At 66.6% G+C, this 18,285-nt stretch carries 20 protein-coding genes; 8 read left to right on the top strand and 12 right to left on the bottom strand.

Features of this window, described 5'->3' with window-relative positions; all coding sequences use genetic code 11:
- Positions 1-3: 3 nt before the first annotated feature.
- Positions 4-891, bottom strand: coding sequence for a 1,4-dihydroxy-2-naphthoyl-CoA synthase (locus IWX81_RS12025; RefSeq protein WP_199281551.1), 888 nt, complete (start codon positions 889-891; stop codon positions 4-6).
- Between the two features lie 79 nt (positions 892-970).
- Between IWX81_RS12025 and IWX81_RS12020 the strand changes: the two genes are divergently transcribed.
- Complete coding sequence (locus IWX81_RS12020) at positions 971-2,152, top strand: acetyl-CoA C-acyltransferase (RefSeq protein ID WP_199281616.1); 1,182 nt, start codon at positions 971-973, stop codon at positions 2,150-2,152.
- 20 nt (positions 2,153-2,172) lie between these two features.
- Here the strand turns inward: IWX81_RS12020 and IWX81_RS12015 are convergent, their stop codons facing one another.
- On the bottom strand, positions 2,173-2,394 hold the full coding sequence (locus IWX81_RS12015) for a hypothetical protein (protein WP_199281550.1): 222 nt from the start codon (positions 2,392-2,394) through the stop codon (positions 2,173-2,175).
- 354 nt (positions 2,395-2,748) lie between these two features.
- Between IWX81_RS12015 and IWX81_RS12010 the strand changes: the two genes are divergently transcribed.
- The 4 genes from IWX81_RS12010 (at position 2,749) to IWX81_RS11995 (ending at position 4,895) form a co-directional block, all read left to right on the top strand.
- Positions 2,749-2,847 carry a ribonucleotide-diphosphate reductase subunit beta gene (locus tag IWX81_RS12010; RefSeq protein WP_199281549.1) on the top strand — a complete coding sequence of 33 codons (99 nt, stop codon included), beginning with the start codon at positions 2,749-2,751 and terminating at the stop codon, positions 2,845-2,847.
- A gap of 107 nt (positions 2,848-2,954) precedes the next feature.
- Entirely contained in the window at positions 2,955-3,401 is a 447-nt protein-coding gene (locus IWX81_RS12005; protein WP_199281548.1) for an FAS1-like dehydratase domain-containing protein, read from the top strand.
- Positions 3,398-3,802: a MaoC family dehydratase gene (locus IWX81_RS12000; RefSeq protein WP_199281547.1), complete on the top strand. Its 405-nt coding sequence runs from the start codon at positions 3,398-3,400 to the stop codon at positions 3,800-3,802. Before IWX81_RS12005 ends, IWX81_RS12000 begins: the two co-directional genes overlap by 4 nt.
- 13 nt (positions 3,803-3,815) lie before the next feature.
- Positions 3,816-4,895, top strand: a complete 1,080-nt coding sequence (locus tag IWX81_RS11995) for a UDP-N-acetylmuramate dehydrogenase (RefSeq protein WP_199281546.1) — start codon at positions 3,816-3,818, stop codon at positions 4,893-4,895.
- An 18-nt stretch (positions 4,896-4,913) separates the two neighbouring features.
- On the opposite strand, the gene IWX81_RS11990 is transcribed toward IWX81_RS11995, so the two are convergent.
- The 4 genes from IWX81_RS11990 to IWX81_RS11975 are packed head-to-tail and all read right to left on the bottom strand — an operon-like array spanning position 4,914 to position 8,404.
- Positions 4,914-5,528 (bottom strand): response regulator transcription factor, encoded by a 615-nt coding sequence (locus tag IWX81_RS11990; RefSeq protein WP_199281545.1) that lies wholly within the window; start codon positions 5,526-5,528, stop codon positions 4,914-4,916.
- A 30-nt stretch (positions 5,529-5,558) separates the two neighbouring features.
- A complete protein-coding gene (locus tag IWX81_RS11985) occupies positions 5,559-6,689 on the bottom strand; it encodes a sensor histidine kinase (protein ID WP_199281544.1) in 1,131 nt (376 codons plus the stop codon).
- Positions 6,690-7,523 (bottom strand): ABC transporter permease, encoded by an 834-nt coding sequence (locus tag IWX81_RS11980; protein WP_199281543.1) that lies wholly within the window; start codon positions 7,521-7,523, stop codon positions 6,690-6,692. It abuts the gene before it with no gap.
- Positions 7,520-8,404, bottom strand: coding sequence for an ABC transporter ATP-binding protein (locus IWX81_RS11975; protein WP_199281542.1), 885 nt, complete (start codon positions 8,402-8,404; stop codon positions 7,520-7,522). The genes IWX81_RS11980 and IWX81_RS11975 overlap by 4 nt, the downstream gene beginning before the upstream one ends.
- 317 nt (positions 8,405-8,721) lie before the next feature.
- Between IWX81_RS11975 and IWX81_RS11970 the strand changes: the two genes are divergently transcribed.
- Positions 8,722-9,591 (top strand): type IV toxin-antitoxin system AbiEi family antitoxin domain-containing protein, encoded by an 870-nt coding sequence (locus tag IWX81_RS11970; protein ID WP_199281541.1) that lies wholly within the window; start codon positions 8,722-8,724, stop codon positions 9,589-9,591.
- A 163-nt stretch (positions 9,592-9,754) separates the two neighbouring features.
- Here the strand turns inward: IWX81_RS11970 and IWX81_RS11965 are convergent, their stop codons facing one another.
- From IWX81_RS11965 to IWX81_RS11945, 5 genes are read right to left on the bottom strand one after another with little or no spacing between them, the layout of a single operon-like run.
- A complete protein-coding gene (locus tag IWX81_RS11965; RefSeq protein ID WP_199281540.1) occupies positions 9,755-10,456 on the bottom strand; it encodes an HAD family hydrolase in 702 nt (233 codons plus the stop codon).
- Complete coding sequence (locus IWX81_RS11960; RefSeq protein WP_199281539.1) at positions 10,453-11,004, bottom strand: GNAT family N-acetyltransferase; 552 nt, start codon at positions 11,002-11,004, stop codon at positions 10,453-10,455. The genes IWX81_RS11965 and IWX81_RS11960 overlap by 4 nt, the downstream gene beginning before the upstream one ends.
- Positions 11,001-12,008: a tryptophan--tRNA ligase gene (trpS, locus tag IWX81_RS11955; RefSeq protein WP_199281538.1), complete on the bottom strand. Its 1,008-nt coding sequence runs from the start codon at positions 12,006-12,008 to the stop codon at positions 11,001-11,003. Before trpS ends, IWX81_RS11960 begins: the two co-directional genes overlap by 4 nt.
- Before the next feature lie 46 nt (positions 12,009-12,054).
- Entirely contained in the window at positions 12,055-12,900 is an 846-nt protein-coding gene (locus IWX81_RS11950) for an exodeoxyribonuclease III (protein WP_199281537.1), read from the bottom strand.
- Between the two features lie 40 nt (positions 12,901-12,940).
- Positions 12,941-13,894 carry a YihY/virulence factor BrkB family protein gene (locus IWX81_RS11945; protein ID WP_199281536.1) on the bottom strand — a complete coding sequence of 318 codons (954 nt, stop codon included), beginning with the start codon at positions 13,892-13,894 and terminating at the stop codon, positions 12,941-12,943.
- A gap of 86 nt (positions 13,895-13,980) precedes the next feature.
- Between IWX81_RS11945 and ptsP the strand changes: the two genes are divergently transcribed.
- Together ptsP and IWX81_RS11935 are read left to right on the top strand one after the other, a co-directional pair.
- Positions 13,981-15,630, top strand: a complete 1,650-nt coding sequence (gene ptsP, locus IWX81_RS11940; protein WP_199281535.1) for a phosphoenolpyruvate--protein phosphotransferase — start codon at positions 13,981-13,983, stop codon at positions 15,628-15,630.
- Positions 15,631-15,784: 154 nt separating this feature from the next.
- Positions 15,785-17,401: a sigma-70 family RNA polymerase sigma factor gene (locus IWX81_RS11935; protein ID WP_199281534.1), complete on the top strand. Its 1,617-nt coding sequence runs from the start codon at positions 15,785-15,787 to the stop codon at positions 17,399-17,401.
- A 122-nt stretch (positions 17,402-17,523) separates the two neighbouring features.
- Here IWX81_RS11935 and IWX81_RS11930 read toward each other — a convergent pair whose 3' ends face one another.
- Positions 17,524-18,285: a succinate dehydrogenase iron-sulfur subunit gene (locus tag IWX81_RS11930; RefSeq protein ID WP_199281533.1), complete on the bottom strand. Its 762-nt coding sequence runs from the start codon at positions 18,283-18,285 to the stop codon at positions 17,524-17,526.

Below are 18,285 nucleotides of genomic sequence, written 5' to 3'. Positions count from 1 at the left end.
AGGCTAGAACTGCCAGGGGTATGGTCCCCAGTCCGGTTCGCGCTTCTCGAGGAACGCATCCCTGCCCTCGACGGCTTCATCGGTGCCGTACGCGAGTCGCGTGGCTTCGCCCACGAGCACCTGCTGGCCGGCGAGTCCGTCATCGATCGCGTTGAGCGAGAATTTGAGCATCCGGATGCTCGTCGGCGACTTCCCCAGAATCGTCTCAGCCCACTCGAGCGCCGTGTTCTCGAGCTCGGCATGGGGCACGACAGCGTTGATGGTACCCATCTCGTAGGCGCGCTGCGCGCTGTACTCCTGGCCGAGGAAGAAGATCTCGCGGGCGAACTTCTGGCCGACCTGGCGGGCCAGGTACGCGCTTCCGTAGCCTCCGTCGAACGAGCCGACATCGGCATCCGTCTGCTTGAAATGCGCGTGCTCGGCGCTCGCGATGGTGAGGTCGCACACGACGTGCAGTGAGTGCCCGCCGCCCGCTGCCCACCCCGGCACGACGGCGATGATGACCTTCGGCATGGTGCGAATGAGTCGCTGCACCTCGAGAATGTGCAGGCGACCGGTCGACGTGGTGCCGTCGGCGTACTGGTATCCGTCGCGGCCCCGGATGCGCTGGTCGCCGCCGGAGCAGAATGCCCAGCCGCCATCTTTCGGGCTCGGCCCATTGCCTGTGATGAGCACGACGCCGATGCGGGTGTTCTGCCGAGCGTGATCGAGGGCGCGGTAGAGCTCATCCACCGACTGGGGCCGGAACGCGTTGCGGACCTCAGGCCGGTTGAAAGCAACCCTGGCGATCCGACCGCTCGTGTCGTGGTGATAGGTGATGTCTTCGAGGGCTTCGAAGCCCTCGACATCCTGCCAGCGGGTGGGGTCGAACAGTTCCGAGATCTGGGCCATGACCCCAGCCTAATGACGGCGGCCGTGACCGATGGTGGCAGGATTGACCGCAGCAGTGTCGCTGGGAGAAGAGGTCATCATGGCAGGTTCAGTCATCATCGCGGGGGCGCGCACCCCGATCGGCCGCCTGGCCGGGGTGCTCTCGGAGTTCACGGCACCCGAGCTCGGGGGAGCGGCGATCGCGGCCGCGCTCGAGCGCGCCGGAGTGTCGGCAGACCAGGTCGACGCGGTGATCATGGGCAACGTCGTGCAGGCTGGCGTCGGGCCCGGCCCGGCACGCCAGGCGGCTTTCGCCGGCGGGATCTCGCTGACCGTGCCATCCACCACCGTGAACAAACTGTGTCTCTCCGGGCTCACCGCCATCGCCATGGCCGACCAGGCGATCGCGAGTGGCCAGCACGAGATCGTGGTCGCCGGCGGTATGGAGTCGATGACCAACGCACCGCACCTCGTGCGCGGAGTGCGGCGCGGCATCACCTACGGCAGCCGTCCGTTCGAAGACGCGCTCGACCGTGACGCGCTCGTCGGTGCCATCGAGGGCATCACCATGGGTGCGGCCACCGAGCAGGACCAGTCAGCATTCGGCTTCACCAGGGAGCAGCAGGATGCCTTCGCGGCGGAATCCCATCGCCGTGCGCACGCCGCCACGTCGAGTGGCCGTTTCGGCGCCGAGATCGTGCCGCTCACCACGCGCAAGGGTGTCGTCGTCGACGCGGATGAGGGCATCCGCCCGGACTCGACGGTCGAGTCGCTCGCCAGGCTCAAGCCAGCCTTCTCGCCAACGGGGACGATCACCGCGGGGTCGGCATCCCAGCTCTCCGATGGCGCGGCCGCCGTGGTCGTGATGTCGAAGTCGAAGGCGAAGGAACTCGGGCTCAGCTGGATCGCCGAGATCGTGTCGTACGGCACGGTGGCCGGCCCTGACACATCACTGTTGCACCAGCCGGCCAACGCCATTCGCGATGCCCTCCGCAGGACGGGCACGCTGACCGTGGACGATGTCGACCTCTTCGAACTGAACGAGGCGTTCGCGAGCGTCTCCATGGCATCGACGGCGGAGCTGGGCGTGGATGCCTCGAAGGTCAACGTGAACGGCGGCGCCATCGCTGTCGGACATCCGGTGGGGATGAGCGGCGCGAGGCTCGTCTTAAGCCTCGCGCTCGAACTCGGCCAGCTCGGCGGAACCCGGATCGGTGCCGCGGGCCTGTGTGGCGGCGGCGGTCAGGGCGATGCGCTCATCATCCGCGTCGGGGGCGAGTAGACCTGCGCGGCGCGGCAGCGTCAGTCGGTGAAGCTCTGTTTCGCGGCATCCACGCTGGGAAAGGTGCCGAGCTGCTGGCCGAGGTTGGTCATGGCGGCGTAATCGCCGGCCATGGTCGACTCGATCATGCCGGCGAACTCTCGGTCGCGATGCCCGATCCACAGGCCAGGCTGCACGACTTTCCAGCGGATAGGAGCCGCAGGCTTCTGATCGCGGGCCGTTGAGGGTGTCGCTATGGTCATGATTCGATCTCCGTTGACGCTCATGGAAAACACTGAAGCACTCTCTGGGCGATGCTCACTTTTGCTGTTCCAACGATTCAACCCCGACGCGGGCCGGGTGTCGAGAGCTTTGAGCGAACTGTGGGGAAATATATAGGGCGGAGCGGTCTGTCCACTCGCGATTGCCGGATGTCGTGGTGACCTCGAAAAAATTCGGCGACACGCCGTAAACACAACATGTAGTGGAATGACAGTGGTGTCATTCAGGTTATATAGTGGAGACCCACCCGCAGTCAGCGGGAGGACAAGCCGGAAAACTGTCAGGCAGAACGCATGCCGACGGTTGAGGCACACAAGATTTGGGGAGGTTCGCATATGGACAACGACAACTACACCAACGATGGCGACAACGTCGGCGGTTACGCAGTTCCCGTCGACCCGATGGATCTTCTTCAGTGCGACAGCTGCCAGTAGGCCTGTCTCACCACTAGATTCCGCGAAACCCCGGTGACCATGGTGTCACCGGGGTTTTGCATGTCCGGGCCACCATGAGCGCAGGCGCCGATCGGTAGGCTGGCTGGGTGCCAGTGAATCCAGACATCCAGGGCCGGGTGTTCGCCCCCACCGCCCCCTATCTCGTCGGGCGAGAGAAGGTCCGCGAGTTCGCCCGGGCCGTTTTCGCCACCAGCCCTCTCAACTTCGACGTCGAGGCCGCCAGGAACGCGGGCTATAGCGACGTCATCGCACCGCCGACATTTCCCGTCGTCGTGCAGGAGGCGACGCTCGCCCAACTGCTCGCCGAGCCCGATGCCGGCATCGACTTCTCCATGGTCGTGCACGGCGAGCAGCGCTTCAGCTACACCCGACCGATCGTGGCCGGCGATGAGCTCACCGCGACCCTCACCGTCACGAGCGTGAAGACCCTGGGCGGCAACGCGATGGTCACGGCTGAATCCCTGATCGTGGATGCCACGGGCTCGCACGTGGTCACCGCCATCTCCACCCTCGTCGTCAGGAGTGACGCATGAGCGACTTCACCGTCGGCGACGTGATCGCCGAGCGCACCTTCCCCATCACCCGTGACTCGCTCGTGAGGTACGCCGGGGCCTCCGGCGACTTCAACTCGATCCATTACCGCGATGACAACGCGCAGTCCGTCGGGCTCCCCGGCGTGCTTGCCCACGGCATGCTGACTATGGGCCTCGCCGTTCAGCCCGTCATCGACTGGATGGGTGAGCGCGGAATCGTGCTCGAATACCAGGTGCGATTCACGCGCCCGGTGCTCGTGGATGCCACGGAGGGCGCCGCCATCACCGTCGTCGCGAAGATCGCTGTGACCCACGAGGAGTCGACGCGTATCGACCTGACCGTGACGGCCGCCGACCAGACTGTGCTGGGCAAGGCGCAGGTCACGGTGTCACTCACGTGATGACACTGACCTGATGCTGCTCTCCGAGCTCACAACCATGCGGGTCGGCGGCCCTGCCACGCGACTGGTGGATGCCACGACCACCGCCGGGCTGGTCGACGCGGCCCGCGCGGCCTGGGCCGACGGCGACGAGTGGTTCGTGCTCGGGGGCGGATCCAACGTGGTCATCTCCGATGACGGCATCGATGGCACGGTCATCCGCACCCTGAATCGTGGCATCGAGCCAAGCGAGCATGCCGGTGCCGTGCGTCTTCAGGTGCAGGCGGGGGAGCCGTGGGACGCGCTGGTCGAGTACACCGTTGCGAACGGGCTCGCGGGCATCGAAGCGCTGAGCGGTATTCCCGGGTCGACCGGGGCGGCGCCCATCCAGAACATCGGAGCCTACGGGCAGGAGATCGCCGACACCCTCGTCTCGATCGAGTTCCTCGACTTCCTGAGCGGCGAGATCGAGCGGGTGACCGCTGACGAACTCGGATTCGGCTACCGCACCTCGGCGATCAAGCGCGGTCGAGAGGGCGTCGTGCTGTCGGTCGAGTTCGAACTCCGCAGGAGCCCGCACGGTGCTGTCGCGTTTCCGCAGCTGGCCCAGGCGCTCGGGGTGCCGCTCGGCACCGAGGTTCCGCTCGCCGAGGTGCGGTCGAACGTGCTCGCGCTGCGCGCCTCCAAGGGGATGGTGCTCGACCCCACCGACGCAGACTCCACCAGTTGCGGCTCGTTCTTCACCAACCCGATCGTCTCCGAGCATGTCGCACGCAGCCTGCCGATGGATGCCCCGCGCTGGCCTGTTGCACCCGACGAGCCCGACGTGGTCGTGCCACTGGGGCAGGAGCTGCCGGAGCGTCGCCCCCAGGATCCTCGACTGGTGAAGCTCAGCGCCGCCTGGCTCATCGAGCATTCGGGCATCGGAAAGGGCTTTGCGCTGCCGGGCTCCCGCGCCGCCATCTCGACGAAGCACACGCTCGCGATCACCAACCGGGGTGGTGCCACCGCGGACCAGGTGGCAGAGCTCGCGCGGTTCGTGCAGGCCAGGGTGCTCTCGCAGTTCGGCCTGCCGTTGCAGGCCGAGCCCGTGATGGTCGGCTTCCCGTTCTGACGTCCTGACGCCGAAGGCTCAGATCAGCCCGCGTTCCATGGCCATGGTCACCGCGCGAGTGCGATCGTTCACCTCGAGCTTCTCGAACACGTGCAGCAGGTGCGTCTTCACCGTGGCCTCGCCGACGAACAGCTTCTTCGCGATCGTGGGATTGCTGTCGCCCTGGGCCACGAGAACGAGCACCTCCCTCTCACGCGGGCTCAGCGTGACGGCCGGCTTCGCGACCCGCTTCACCAGCAGCGCAGCGATCGCCGGCGCGAGGGCCACGTCGCCGCGCGCCACCGACCTGACCCCGGCGAGGATCTCCTCCTGCGGCGCAGCCTTCAGCAGGTAGCCACTCGCCCCGGCCTCGATGGCGGTCAGGATGCTCGCATCGGTCTCATACGTCGTCAGGATGAGCACGCGCGCCTCGGCCCTGTGCGCGAGGATGCGGGCCGTTGCGGCGTCACCGTCGAGTCCGGGCATCCTGAGGTCCATCAGGATCACATCGGGCGAGAGGGCGGCGGCCAGGTCGACGGCCTCGAGTCCGTCCGACGCCTCGCCCACCACCTCGATGTCACCCGCAGCCGACAGCAGCGCGACGATCCCGCCGCGCACGATGGGATGGTCGTCGGCCACCAGCACGCGGATCATGCGCGGACCCGCGTCACGTTCGGACCACCATCATGCTCGGACCCGCAGGGGCAGCGTCGCGGTGAGCACGGTTCCCGCCGGCGAACTCGAGATATCGAGCGCGCCGCCGACGAGGGCGAGCCTGCCGCGCATGCCGTTCAGTCCGAAGCCGGTGGTCGCGGCATCCTGGTCGAAACCGGTGCCGTCGTCGGTCACCCGAAGCGCGATTGAACCGTTGTGGGCCCAGGCGCTCACCGTGGCCGAGCGCCCTGCAGAATGTTTGCGCACGTTCGCGAGCCCCTCCTGGGCGCACCGCAGCAGCACCACTTCGGTGTCGCGGTCGAGTTCGGGCAGGTCGCCCGCCGAGACCGAGATCTCGAGCCCGGTCTCCCTCGCAATACGCTCCCCCAGCCGGTCGAGGGCATCCGAGATTCCACCGTTCAATGCGACGGGCGTTCCGGATGCCACGAGCGCCCGTGTCTCGGCGAGTGCGGTCCTGGCGCTTTCCTCGAGCGTCCCTAGAGTGTCGGAGGGGGATTCTCCCTTCGACAGCTCCCGCTGGGCCCGCTGGGCGAGCATCACGAGACCGGTCAGATCCTGGGCGATCGTGTCGTGGATCTCCCGGGCCAGCCGTTCCCGCTCGCTCGAGACCCCGGCATCCCTGTCGAGAATGGACAGCTTCTCCTGCGCCGTCTTCAACTCGTCGAGCAGCCTCAGGCGCTCTTCGCTCTGGTTCGCGATCGTAGTGATCCACGAACCGAGCGCGAGGCTGAACACGAGGGAGGCCGCCTCGATGGCGATGGCCACGACCGCCGAACCCGTGTTGATGTAGATGCCGACGCCGATCGCCGCTGCAAGGATCACGTTGGCGACCACGGCCCGGCGCGTGCTCTGGATCAGCACCCAGATCAGGGGATACGCGACACACTGAATGGTCGCCATCGCGGTCTCGAACCCCGCGGCGACCGCCGAGGTCGCAATCAGCACGGGGATGAACGCGGCCAGGGCGGCGCTGTTCCTCTGTGCGATTCGGCCCAGAGTGAACCACGCCAAAACGAACACGGCTATGCAGGCCATTCCTCCGACCAACGACTCCGTGGTCGTGCTGCTCACCAGCAGCAGAGCGATGAGAACCACCGCGATCCCGGAGACCGCGACGTTCCACCACCGGTTGCTCGTCATCTAGCTATCCTTGCGGATCCAGCGGAAGGTCATGCGGGTCACCGCGAGGCCGACGACGAGCCAGATCGCCGTGACGATCGCGACCCCGGCGAGATCCCACGTGCCACCCTGCTCGAGTGAGGCGAAGTCCTCCGGCAGGAACACTGATCGCATGCCCTGCGCCATCCACTTCAGCGGAAAGACACTCGCGACATTCTGCAGCCATTCCGGAAGCTGGGAGAAGCCGAGGTAGACACCCGAGATGAACTGCAGCACGAGCGCGATCGGGATTATGACCGCCGTTGCGCTCTTGCCGCTGCGGGGCAACCCGCTCAGTGCAATGCCCAGGATCGCCGACGTCGATACCCCGAGCACGAACACCCAGGCGAAGGTCGCCCACTTCTCGGGCTCCGTGGGCAGCTCCACCTGGAAGGCGACCCGAGCGACGACCAGAAGCATCGCGGCCTGCATGATGCCGGTCACGAACACCTGCCCGATCTTGCCGATGAAGTAGCTCAGCACCGGCAGGGGGGTGCCCGCGAACCGCTTGAGGGTTCCGTCCCCCTTCTCGCCGGCGATGTCGATCGCGAGATTCTGCAGTCCGCTGAGCAGCAGGCCGGCGGCCATCATTCCGGGAAGGTAGAACGCGGCGGCGCTCAGCGGCGCGTTCTCCGGCCCGAAGTTCTGCTCGCTGAACGCGACCGAGAAGATGGTGAGCATGACCAGCGGGAACAGGAACGAAAAGAACACCGAATCGCCCTGGCGGAAGTACGTCGTCACCTCGTAGCGGATGCGGCTGAGCCCCAGCAGCACAGTCCGGCCCGCAGGCAGCGTCGGGATGGTCGTGGTGCTCATGACGCCTTCTCCAGAAGTTCGGCGGCTTCCCCGGCCGCGTGGTCGGCTACCAGCTGCAGGTAGATGTCTTCGAGACTCGGGCGGATGATCTCCAGCCCCTCGGGCTCGCCGACCTCGCCGACGACCCTCGCGACCACCAGGCCGGGCTCTGTCGTGCGCACGCTCTTTTCGACGCCATCCTGCCTCCAGCGCACGATCGGGACGCGGGACTCGGCTCCACCGATCTCGTCGATCCCGCCGATGTCGATGAGCTTCCCGCCGGCGATCACGCCGGCACGGTCACCGAGCTGGGCGGCCTCGTCGAGGTAATGCGTCGTCAACAGGATGGTCGTGCCATCCTGCTTCAGGCTCTCGATCAGCTGCCAGAACTGGCGCCGTGCCTCCGGGTCGAAGCCCGTGGTCGGTTCGTCGAGGAAGAGCAACTCGGGTCGTCCGATGATGCCGAGTGCGACATCCACCCGCCGGCGCTGGCCACCCGACAGTTTGCGGATCAGCGTCTTCTGCTTGTCGACGAGCCCCACCGCGGCGATCACCTCATCCACGTCTCGGGAGTTCGGATAGAAGCCGGCGAAGTGGGTCAGCTGTTCGCGTACCGTCACGTTGCCGCTCTCGCCCGTCGACTGCAGCACGATGCCGAGCCTGGCTTTCCATTCGAGCCCGCCCTTGCCAGGGTCGATGCCGAGCACGCTCGCCTCCCCGCTGGTGCGATCGCGGTACCCCTCGAGGATCTCGATGGTGGTCGACTTGCCGGCGCCATTCGGGCCGAGCAGCGCGAAGGTCTCGCCGCGATGGATGTCGAAGCTCACGCCGTCGAGTGCGGTGAAGCTGCCGTACCGCTTATGGAGGTCTCGCACTCTCACAACGGAGTCGATGGTTGTCATGAGCCAATAGTGCCCGTGCCGGGAGCCGTGCAACAGCCGTCCACCGGAGGAGTCGGCATCCACCGACCGGTGGATGCCACCTCAGGCACCCTCGTGCCGTCCTCGCCAGCGTCTCGCCGCACCCCGCCCCCGCCCCCCGTGTTCACAACTCCTGCAGATCGCGGCTGCCGTTCGGCGACAACCTCGGAGTCCTGCAGAAGTCATCCCCGCGGCAGCGCTGTCTGCAGGAGTTGTGAACAGGGGCCTGCGGTGCCGACGAGTCCACGGGTGTGCTGGAAGAAGCCGCCAGGCCCCGGGACTCCGCCACTCTCGGGAGCATGACCTGGAATGAAGCGTTCGACGAGCTCGGCGTGACGGTCGCGTCCCGTGCGCAACTGCTCGCTGCGGGGGCACGCCCGCGTTACCTCACGGCCGCGGTTCGCAGCGGGTACCTGCTGCGCGTTCGACGCGACCACTATGCGCGGCCGGACGCGCCACGATCCGTGCTTCAGTCGGTGCGAGTCGGTGGCCGTCTCGCGTGCCTGTCTACCCTGTCGCATGCGGGCATCTTCGCTATCGATGACTCACGCACCCACATCCATCTGGACAGGACTGCTTCCCGGCTGCGCCACCCTAACGATGCGCGCAGACCGCTCCCTCCCAACAGCAGGCGAAACATCACGATGCACTGGTCACCACTGGACGAGGCGGATGCTGGTTCAGAGGTTTCGGTGGGGGTGAAGGATGCGCTCGCCCAGGTGATCCAGTGCCAGGACGAGCGGCACGCCATCGCATCACTGGACAATGCGCTATTCCTCAAGGCGATCGACCTGCGCGATCTCCGTGAGATATTCGCGAACTGTCCACAGAGATTCGCCGGTGTTTTGCCCCGAGTGGACGGAAGGGCAGAGGCCGGCCAGGAGACCATGCTGAGGCTCCTCCTCGAAGATGCTGGACTGCACTGCGATCTCCAGGTCACGTTTCCCGGTATCGGTCGGGTCGATCTGGTCGTCGAAGGCCGGGTGGTCGTTGAGGCGGACAGCCGCCTGGCCCATGACGGTTGGGAGCTTCACGTTCGGGACCGCAACAGGGACATCGACGTGGCCAGGCTGGGGTATCCGAGCATCCGACCCGCTTACCAACGGACGATGCAGAGACCCGGCGACGTGCTCGAGGCTGTGCGGGGTCTCCTGGCGGCATGCACGTGACTCTTCCTGCGAGGTCGAGCCGCCCGATGTCCACAACTCCTGCAGGTTGTGGCGACCACCTCGGCTCGTCCGCGCTCGCTCGTCGTTCCGTGCAGTTCAGAGAGCGAATTGCAGGAGTTGCGAACACGGTGCCTGCGAGCCAGTGTCGGCGAGCCGGTCCCGGTCAGGCGAGCATCCCCGGCAGCTCCGCGAGGGTCGTGATGATCCGGATGCCCGCCGCAGGGTCGGGCGCGGCCGCTTCGTCCACGGCACCGGCGCCGGAGCGGTCCAGCCACACCCCGGTCAGCCCGGCCTTCGCCGCACCCGCCGCGTCAGTCTGCAGGCGGTCTCCCACGTACACTGCCTGTGACGGGGCCACCCCGAACCTTTCGCAGGCGATGGCGAAGATGCGGGCATCCGGTTTTGCGACACCCACCTCGCCGCTCGCGATCACGTGCTCCAGCCGTGCATCGAGGCCTGTCGCCTCGAGCTTCTCGGTCTGGAACGCGAGGTCGCCGTTGGTGATGAGCCCGATGCGGAGGCCCGCCGCATCCAGTGCGTCGAGGCAGGGGATGGTGTCGTCGTGCAACGCCCAGGCCCGCTTGTACTCCACGAAGTAACGGTCGTACCAGTCGTCGGCTTCGGCATCGGTGCTGAGGGCGAGGCCATAGGGCGCGGCCATGGCCCTCGACCGCACCCGGCGCTGCGGGATGAGTCCCAGCTCGCCCGAGAGGTAGCGCGGGTAGTGCAACTCTTCGAGCTCGTGCCAGCGCGTCACCTCCGCGGGGTCGTCTGTATCGAGAAACCTCGCGATCGCGGTGTCGACGGCGTAGCGGTGCGCGAAGAGCGTGTCGTCGAGATCGAACAGCACGACGGTGATGGTCACAGCGGCCACCCGGCCTGTGGCTCGCGGTGGTCACTGTCGAGGATGCTCGCGACCCACGCGTCGAGCCGGCGGTCGCGATGCGGCAGCGACTGTCGACGTGTCCCCTCGAACCGCATCCCGATCCGCTGTGCAACGGTCGCAGACCCGAGATTTCCGACGACCGCACACCAGTCGATGTGAGTCAGCGCGGCGCCGTCTGCACTGAATCCGAAATCGATCACGGCGGTGGCGGCCTCGGTCATGATTCCCTGGCCGCGATGTGGATGCCCCAGCCAGTAGCCGAGCTCGGCGGAGCGCAGTTCATGCGGCTTCAGTTCGATCACGCCCAGCAGCGGTCCGCGATCGCGGGGTCGGATCGCCCACAGCCACGGAGCCTTGGGCGCGTAGCCCTCCGTGTAACTCGCTGCGGCATGACGCGAGTACGGAAGGGGGACAGGGACGTAACCCTGTAAGTCGGTGTCGTTGCAGTACTCGAAGACGGCGTCAGAATCGGCGGGGGTGACCGCGTCCAGTGTCAGCCTGGCCGTCGTGAGCGTTGCGGGAATCATGCGCGCGCGAGGAAGCCCATGCGGTCGTAGGCGCGCGCGAGCGTGGCATCGGCGATCTCCGCGGCCCGGTCGGCGTTACCGGCGAGGATGCGGTCGAGCTCCGCAGGGTCATCCAGCAGCTCCAGCGTCCTCGCGCGGATCGGGCCGAACGTGTCGACCGCGACCTCGGCGAGCCCCTTCTTGAAGTCGCCGTAGCCGTGCCCGTCGTACTCCTTCTCGATGTCGGCGATCGTGCGCCCCGAGAGAACGGAGTAAATCGTGAGCAGGTTCGAGATGCCCGGCTTCTGCGCGCTATCGAACCGCACCTCACGCTCGCTGTCGGTTGCGGCAGACTTGATCTTCTTTGCGGTGACGGCCGGCTCGTCGAGCATCCACACCACGCCGGCGGTGCTCGAGGCCGACTTGCTCATCTTGTTGGTCGGCTCCTGCAGGTCGTAGACCTTCGCCGTCTCCTTCTGGATGACGGCCTCGGGCTCGACAAAGGTGTGCCCGAACCTGGTGTTGAAGCGGTTAGCGAGATCACGCGTCAGTTCGATGTGCTGCCGCTGGTCTTCGCCGACGGGCACGACCTCGGCGTCATAGAGCAGGATGTCTGCGGCCTGCAGCACCGGGTAGGTGAAGAGCCCGACGTTGGTGCCGTCAGCCCCCTGCTTCTGCGACTTCTCCTTGAACTGGATCATGCGCGAGGCTTCGCCGAACCCGGTGATGGTGTTGAGCATCCAGGCGAGTTGCGGATGCGCCGCCACCTGCGATTGCACGAACAGGATCGACTGCGCAGGGTCGATTCCCGCGGCAATGTACTGCGCGGCGGTACGTCTCGTGGCTTCGCGCAACTGCGCGGGATCCTGCGGGACGGTTATCGCGTGCAGGTCGACGACGCAGAAGACGGCATCGTGGGTGGACTGCAGCTCTTTCCACTGCAGGAGCGCCCCGATGTAGTTGCCGAGCTGGAGGGAATCGGCTGACGGCTGCATGCCGGAGAAAAGTCGGGGCTTGGTGCTCATGCCCTCATTCTCCCAGAAACGAAAGTCTGGACTGTCGCGCGTGCCGCTACACCTCGTAGTCGACCACGACCGGCGCGTGGTCGCTCCAGCGCTGGTCGTGGGTCGCAGCGCGATCCACCGTGTAGTTGGTGGCGGATGCCGCGAGCTCGGGGGTCGCGACGTGGTAGTCGATCCGCCACCCCGTGTTGGTGTCGAACGCCTGGCCGCGCTGGGACCACCACGTGTACGGCCCTTCGACCTCTCCCGCGGAGCGGCGGCCGATGTCGATCCAGCCGAGCCCCGGTGCCACGGTGCCGTCGACACCCTCCACGTCTTCGCCCCGGGGGCCGAAGAACCTGTCGAAGTAGGCGCGCTCTTCGAGCAGGAATCCGGCACTCTTGCGGTTGCCCTTCCAGTTCTTGATGTCGAGCTCGCGATGCCCGACGTTGAGGTCTCCCACGATCACGGCGAGGTCCGTGTGGGCGGTGATTTCGGGCATCCTGACCGTCATCGCATCGAGGAACTTGTACTTCTCGACCTGTTTCGGGGTGTCGACCACTCCCGAATGCACGTAGGTGCTCACCACCGTGACGATGCGACCACCGACCTCGTAGTCGGCTTCGAGCCAGCGGCCTGCGCTGTCGAAATCATCGGAGCCGAGGGCGACCCTGTGTACGTGTGCGGGGTTCCGTGAGGCGAGTGCGACGCCTGCGCGACCTTTCGCGGTCGCGGCATCGTGCAGGATGGTCCACTCCGCGCCGAGCAGCCCTTCGAGGTCTTCGGTGGATGCCCGCACCTCCTGCATGGCGAGGATGTCGACGTCGCGCGCGGCCAGCCATTCACCCATTCCCTTGCGGAACGAGGCGCGGACGCCGTTGGTGTTGACGGATGCGATGCGGAGTCGTGTTGCCATGATTCGAGACTACCGACGGCTGCCGACGCTCCGGGAGCGGCTACAGGGCGGTTGCGGTGTTACTGGGTCGGGCGTCGGTCTTCTCGCCACGTTTCTGGCTGCCCGCGAGGCTCACGCCCCTGTCCTCGGAGCTGACCGAGATCCACGATGCTGCCAGCAGGATCACCTGGCAGATGAAGTTGAACCAGATCAGAAGACCGATGATCACGGCGAACGACGCGAGCAACGGGTTGCTGGTCGCGCCGCCGAGCAGGCTGCTGCCGAGTGCCTTCAGGATGCCGAGCGCCACAGCCCCGATGATGGTGCCCTGCGCGAGAATGCGCCACGGGATGCGGATACCGGACACCACCCTGTAGAACGCACCGAGCACGACGATGTCGAGACCGAGTGCGATCAGGAGGCCGGCGATACGAGCGACGATGACCGTGACATCCGACGTCGAGTCGATACCCAGCCAGCCGAAGACTGTCGCCAATGCGGCGGTGCTGAACACGGTCAGCGCGGCGGAAACGACGAGGGCGATCCCGAAGGCGATCGCGATTCCCAGATCTTTGACCTTCAGGAGCAGGAAGTTGGTGGTGGCAGGCGGCACGGTGAAGATGTTGCGCACGGCATCGCGGCCGGACGCGAGCCACCCGAGGGCGGTGAACACCAGTCCGGCGGCGGCTATGACGCCGGTCCACGTGAGGATCCCGGTCGAGAAGAGGTCGTCCGGATCGATCGCCCCCTCGCTGCCGTCGCCACCGATCAATCCGGGTAGGTTCGAGCGGAGCAGGGTGAGGAACGCATCCTCGACCTCGGGATTGGAGCTGATCACGAAGCCGGCGATGGCGAATCCGACCCAGATGGCCGCGAAGGCCGCGAAGATGGCCTGGAACGACAGCCCGGCCGCCATCAGCGGCCCGTTGTGCGCCGCGTAATGGAGAAACACTCTGACAGGCTTCAGCTTCATCAGCCGCGCGACGATCGCGGTCACATTCTCCATCAACGCCATCACTCCACCATAGCTAGGCTGACAGAGGTGGCATCACGCCGATCTCGGTCGAACACCGCCAGAACCCCGATGGAGAGGACCAGCAGATGGATTTGCACGGTGTAGGAGTCGGCCGCGGAGTCGCTGTCGGACCCATCCTGAGAATGCCCGACCCTCTGCCGGAACCCATGGATGAGCGCCACGCGGGAGATGCTGCCGCCGAATACGCGACAGTGCAGCAGTCGCTCTCGGCCGTGGCCACCGAGCTGGCGGCCAGGGGCGCGTCGGCGGGTGGCGAGGCCCAGGCTGTGCTGGAGGCCGCGTCCATGATGGCGCAGGATCCGACCCTCACCGATGACGTCAAGGAGCGCATCGGGGCCGGCACGTCGGGCGAGCGCGCAGTGTTCGAAGCTTTCGCTGCGTTCCAGGAGATCCTCATCGGGATGGGCGGCTACATGGCCGAGCGGGCCACCGACCTCGGTGATGTGTCTCAGCGCATCATCGCTCACCTGCGTGGAGTGCCCGCGCCCGGTGTGCCCACCAGCGACACCCCCTTCATCCTCGTGGCACCCGATCTCGCTCCCGCCGACACGGCGCTGCTCGATCTCGACAAGGTGCTCGGCCTGATCACCCGCGACGGCGGACCGACCAGCCACACCGCCATCCTTGCTCGGTCGAAGTCGATCCCGGCCATCGTCGGCGTGACGGGGGCTCTCGAGATCGCCGATGGCACCGTCGTCATCGTGGATGCCGCGGCAGGGCTCGTCACGACCGACCCCTCCGAGTCGGCCGTCGCCGAAGCGAACTCGCGTATCGCGGCCCGCGCCGCCGCGTCCACCATCCCGATCGTGGATGGCGCCCTCTCGGATGGCACGAAGATCCCGCTGCTGGCCAATGTCGGTTCGCCGAAGGACGGCCCTGAGGCCGTCGAGCTGGGAGCGGAGGGCGTCGGCCTGTTCCGCACCGAGTTTCTGTTCCTCGACTCGAAGACGGCCCCCACCGTCGCCGACCAGCAGGCGAAGTACACCGAATTGCTGTCGTTCTTTCCCGGTAAGAAGGTCGTCGTGCGTGCGCTCGACGCCGGAGCCGATAAGCCCCTCGCCTTCCTCAACGCCGCCCACGAGGAGAACCCGGCGCTCGGGCTCCGCGGGCTGCGAGCCCTCAGGGCGAGCGAGCAGATCCTGCTCGACCAGCTCACGGCATTGAAGGGCGCCCAGGATGCCACGGAGGCCGACCTCTGGGTCATGGCACCGATGGTCGCCGACGCCGAGGAGACCCGCTATTTCGTCAAGCTCGGTAAAGCACTCGGCCTGAAGACCGTCGGCGTGATGGCCGAGATCCCGTCCCTCGCGCTGATGGCAGACCAGGTGCTGGCGGCGGCCGACTTCGTCTCGATCGGCACCAACGACCTGACGCAGTACACGATGGCGGCAGACCGGATGCTCGGCTCCGTCGCGAGCTACCAGGATCCGTGGCATCCTGCCGTGCTCCGACTCATCAAGATGCTGGGCGACGCGGGAGCGGCCGCGGGCAAAGGCGTCGGAATCTGCGGGGAAGCCGCGGCGGATCCGCAACTGGCCGTGGTGCTCGTCGGACTGGGCGCGACCACCCTGTCGATGACCCCCGCAGCGCTCGCCGATGTGCGGGCAGAGCTTGCGACGGTGAATCCTGAGCAGGCGCGAGCCCGCGCCACCGCCGCCCTGGGAGCGTCGACGGCCGCCGGGGCCCGTGCGGCGGCTGCCGCAGCAGGAGCCTGAGCCGAGGCATCCAGTTGAAGTTTTTGACATCTTTCGGAGAATCGGCGTCATAACCCCCACACCCGGCTGTCTCTTAGGTTGAGAGAAAACTGGCTTTTGCTCAGGCTGGCGAGGCACAATGGCGTAGTCGATTCTGGGGGAATGGACCAAGGGGATGAACATCAGGGACGGCGCGGGGCCAACCACCTCCGATCAGGCACTGGTCGAGCAGACGCGCGAGGGAGACCAGCGCGCGTTCGCCGAACTCTGGCGCCGTCACTTCCGTTCCGGCGCGAGGGTCGCCCGCCAGTTCACGTCATCGATAGATTCGGACGACCTCGTCTCCGAGGCGTACACCCGCATCTACCAGCGCATTCTGGCGGGCGGCGGCCCCACCGGAGCATTCCGCCCCTACCTCTACACGACCATTCGAAACCTCGCCTCGACCTGGGGTGCGGCGTCCAGGGACGTCCAGGTCGACGACATCGCCGACTTCGAAGACCCTGCCACCATCGATGATCCTGCGGCCATCGCCCTCGATCGCACGCTCACCGCCCGTGCCTTCCGTAGCCTCCCCGAGCGCTGGCAGTCTGTGCTGTGGTACACCGAGGTCGAAGGGATGGATCCGCACGAGGTCGCGCCAGTTCTCGGCATGACGGCCAACGGTGTCGCGGCGCTGTCCTACCGCGCCCGCGAAGGGCTGCGGAAGGCGTGGTTGCAGGCCCACATCAACGACGCCACGGCCTCAGGCGCGTGCCAGTGGACGATCTCCCGCATCGGCGAGCACGCCAGGAAAGGCCTGACGGCACGGGACTCGGACCGGTTGGACGCCCACCTCCTGGCGTGCGCGAAGTGCGCGATCATCAGCGAAGAGGTCGATGAGGTCGGCTCGAGGCTGGCATTCGTGATGCTTCCCATCCTGCTCGGTGGAGTCGCCGGCGGGGCCATGCTCGCCTCGTACGGCAGCGCCGGATCAGCGATGGCGGCAACTGTTGGCACGATCCCCGCTGTGCCCGTCGCGTTCGGGTCTGGGGCCGCGATCTCCTCCGGTGCCACGACCGCGGGTGCTCTCGGGTTCTTCGGCATGGCCGGGGCACCCATCGGCGTCGTGGGAACTCTCGTGCTGGCCATGGTGGTATCGGGCTCAGCAGTCACTCTCTCCCCCGGAGGCAGCGATGCGAGCGACTCCGCCAGCACGACGGTTTCCGACGAGAGTGACAGTGCTGCCTCCTCGGGCGGCTCCGGATCTGGCTCGGCGGACGGCACCGGCCCTCGCGCCGACGACCCCACCAACCTCGGAGTCGTCTCAACTGAGACACTGACCGGCACCCTCGACGGCGGAGTCGCCGACGGCCTCGGAACCGTGCTCGGAGGAGTCGATCGGGCGCTCGAGGGCGACGTCGACGGGGCCGTAGGCGGCGTCGTCGACGGAGTCACCGGAGTCGTCGAATCGGTCACTGGGGGCGCGGTCGCGGCTGACGTCTCACTCAGCCTCGCCGGCTCAGGGACGCCGGGGGCGAATCTCTCCCTGCAGGCCGGCGGCCAGGTCTATGCCACGACGACTGTCGACGTGAGCGGCACGTGGGTGATCAGCGCGACGGCGATCCCGGGCGGGGTCAGCTCGCTCGACCTCGTGCAGACGGTCGATCGCGACTACCTGAAAGGCTTGCTTCCCGGCGGTGGAGTGCTGGCAACGGTTCTCGGAACCGTCGACGGCCTCGTCAACGCACTCGTGACGCCGGTGCAGCTCTCGAGCGGTGGCTCGGGGATCACCGTCAACCTGCTGGGTTGAGCGGGGTTCGGTGAGGCCGCGCTAGGTAAGTCCTCGGTCGCAGGCTCCCTCAGCGCTGGCGTCGCGGAAACGCTGGCGCGTTTCTCAAAGCTCCAGCGCGGGGCCATCCTCCACGAAAGGCTTTAAGCCTTCCCCCGGAGGATGGCCTGCTTGACCTCGGCGATGGCCTGCGTCACCTGGATGCCACGGGGGCAGGCGTCTGTGCAGTTGAAGGTGGTGCGGCAACGCCACACACCCTCTTTGTCGTTGAGGATGTCCAGTCGCACCTGGGCATTGTCGTCACGTGAGTCGAAAATGAAGCGGTGCGCGTTCACGATCGCCGCGGGGCCGAAGTACTGCCCGTCGGTCCAGAAGACCGGGCAGCTCGACGTGCACGCAGCGCACAGGATGCACTTGGTCGTGTCGTCGAAGCGCGCACGTTCGACCGGGCTCTGCTTGCGCTCTTTGCCGCCCTTGGGCACGCTTCCCGCCATGAGGAACGGGTTGACGCTCTTGAAGGAGTCGAAGAACGGCTCCATGTCAACGACGAGGTCCTTCTCCAGCGGCAGGCCCTTGATGGCCTCGATGTAGATCGGCTTCGAGATATCGAGATCCTTGATAAGCGTCTTGCATGCGAGGCGGTTGCGTCCGTTGATGCGCATCGCGTCGGAGCCGCAGACACCGTGGGCGCACGAGCGACGGAAGGTCAGCGACCCATCCTGTTCCCACTTGATTTTGTGGAGGGCATCGAGCACCCGATCGGTGCCGTGCATCTGCACGTCGAAGTCCTGCCAGCGCGGCTCGTCATCCACCTCGGGGTCGAAGCGCCGGATGATGAGCGTGGCCGTGAACGTCGGAATCTCTTCCGGGATGCTCGGCTTGCTTTCCATGACCGCGTTGCTCAT

The organism is Salinibacterium sp. CAN_S4, from assembly GCF_015752305.1.
Classification (GTDB): domain Bacteria; phylum Actinomycetota; class Actinomycetes; order Actinomycetales; family Microbacteriaceae; genus Rhodoglobus.
Note: the sequence above shows the minus strand (reverse complement) of the source record. Positions and strands in the feature narration are given on the sequence as shown.

Excerpts from the sequence above, each read along its gene's own strand:
- IWX81_RS11970 (WP_199281541.1), top strand. The coding sequence starts at position 8,722 with ATGACCTGGAATGAAGCGTTCGACGAGCTCGGCGTGACGGTCGCGTCC.
- IWX81_RS11945 (WP_199281536.1), bottom strand. The coding sequence starts at position 13,894 with ATGGCGTTGATGGAGAATGTGACCGCGATCGTCGCGCGGCTGATGAAG.
- IWX81_RS12000 (WP_199281547.1), top strand. The coding sequence starts at position 3,398 with ATGAGCGACTTCACCGTCGGCGACGTGATCGCCGAGCGCACCTTCCCC.
- ptsP (WP_199281535.1), top strand. The coding sequence starts at position 13,981 with ATGGATTTGCACGGTGTAGGAGTCGGCCGCGGAGTCGCTGTCGGACCC.
- IWX81_RS12015 (WP_199281550.1), bottom strand. The coding sequence starts at position 2,394 with ATGACCATAGCGACACCCTCAACGGCCCGCGATCAGAAGCCTGCGGCT.
- IWX81_RS11995 (WP_199281546.1), top strand. The coding sequence starts at position 3,816 with ATGCTGCTCTCCGAGCTCACAACCATGCGGGTCGGCGGCCCTGCCACG.
- IWX81_RS11950 (WP_199281537.1), bottom strand. The coding sequence starts at position 12,900 with ATGGCAACACGACTCCGCATCGCATCCGTCAACACCAACGGCGTCCGC.
- IWX81_RS11930 (WP_199281533.1), bottom strand. The coding sequence starts at position 18,285 with ATGAGCAACGCGGTCATGGAAAGCAAGCCGAGCATCCCGGAAGAGATT.
- IWX81_RS11990 (WP_199281545.1), bottom strand. The coding sequence starts at position 5,528 with ATGATCCGCGTGCTGGTGGCCGACGACCATCCCATCGTGCGCGGCGGG.
- IWX81_RS11960 (WP_199281539.1), bottom strand. The coding sequence starts at position 11,004 with ATGATTCCCGCAACGCTCACGACGGCCAGGCTGACACTGGACGCGGTC.
- IWX81_RS11980 (WP_199281543.1), bottom strand. The coding sequence starts at position 7,523 with ATGAGCACCACGACCATCCCGACGCTGCCTGCGGGCCGGACTGTGCTG.
- trpS (WP_199281538.1), bottom strand. The coding sequence starts at position 12,008 with ATGAGCACCAAGCCCCGACTTTTCTCCGGCATGCAGCCGTCAGCCGAT.
- IWX81_RS11935 (WP_199281534.1), top strand. The coding sequence starts at position 15,785 with ATGAACATCAGGGACGGCGCGGGGCCAACCACCTCCGATCAGGCACTG.
- IWX81_RS12025 (WP_199281551.1), bottom strand. The coding sequence starts at position 891 with ATGGCCCAGATCTCGGAACTGTTCGACCCCACCCGCTGGCAGGATGTC.
- IWX81_RS11975 (WP_199281542.1), bottom strand. The coding sequence starts at position 8,404 with ATGACAACCATCGACTCCGTTGTGAGAGTGCGAGACCTCCATAAGCGG.
- IWX81_RS11985 (WP_199281544.1), bottom strand. The coding sequence starts at position 6,689 with ATGACGAGCAACCGGTGGTGGAACGTCGCGGTCTCCGGGATCGCGGTG.
- IWX81_RS12020 (WP_199281616.1), top strand. The coding sequence starts at position 971 with ATGGCAGGTTCAGTCATCATCGCGGGGGCGCGCACCCCGATCGGCCGC.
- IWX81_RS12010 (WP_199281549.1), top strand. The coding sequence starts at position 2,749 with ATGGACAACGACAACTACACCAACGATGGCGACAACGTCGGCGGTTAC.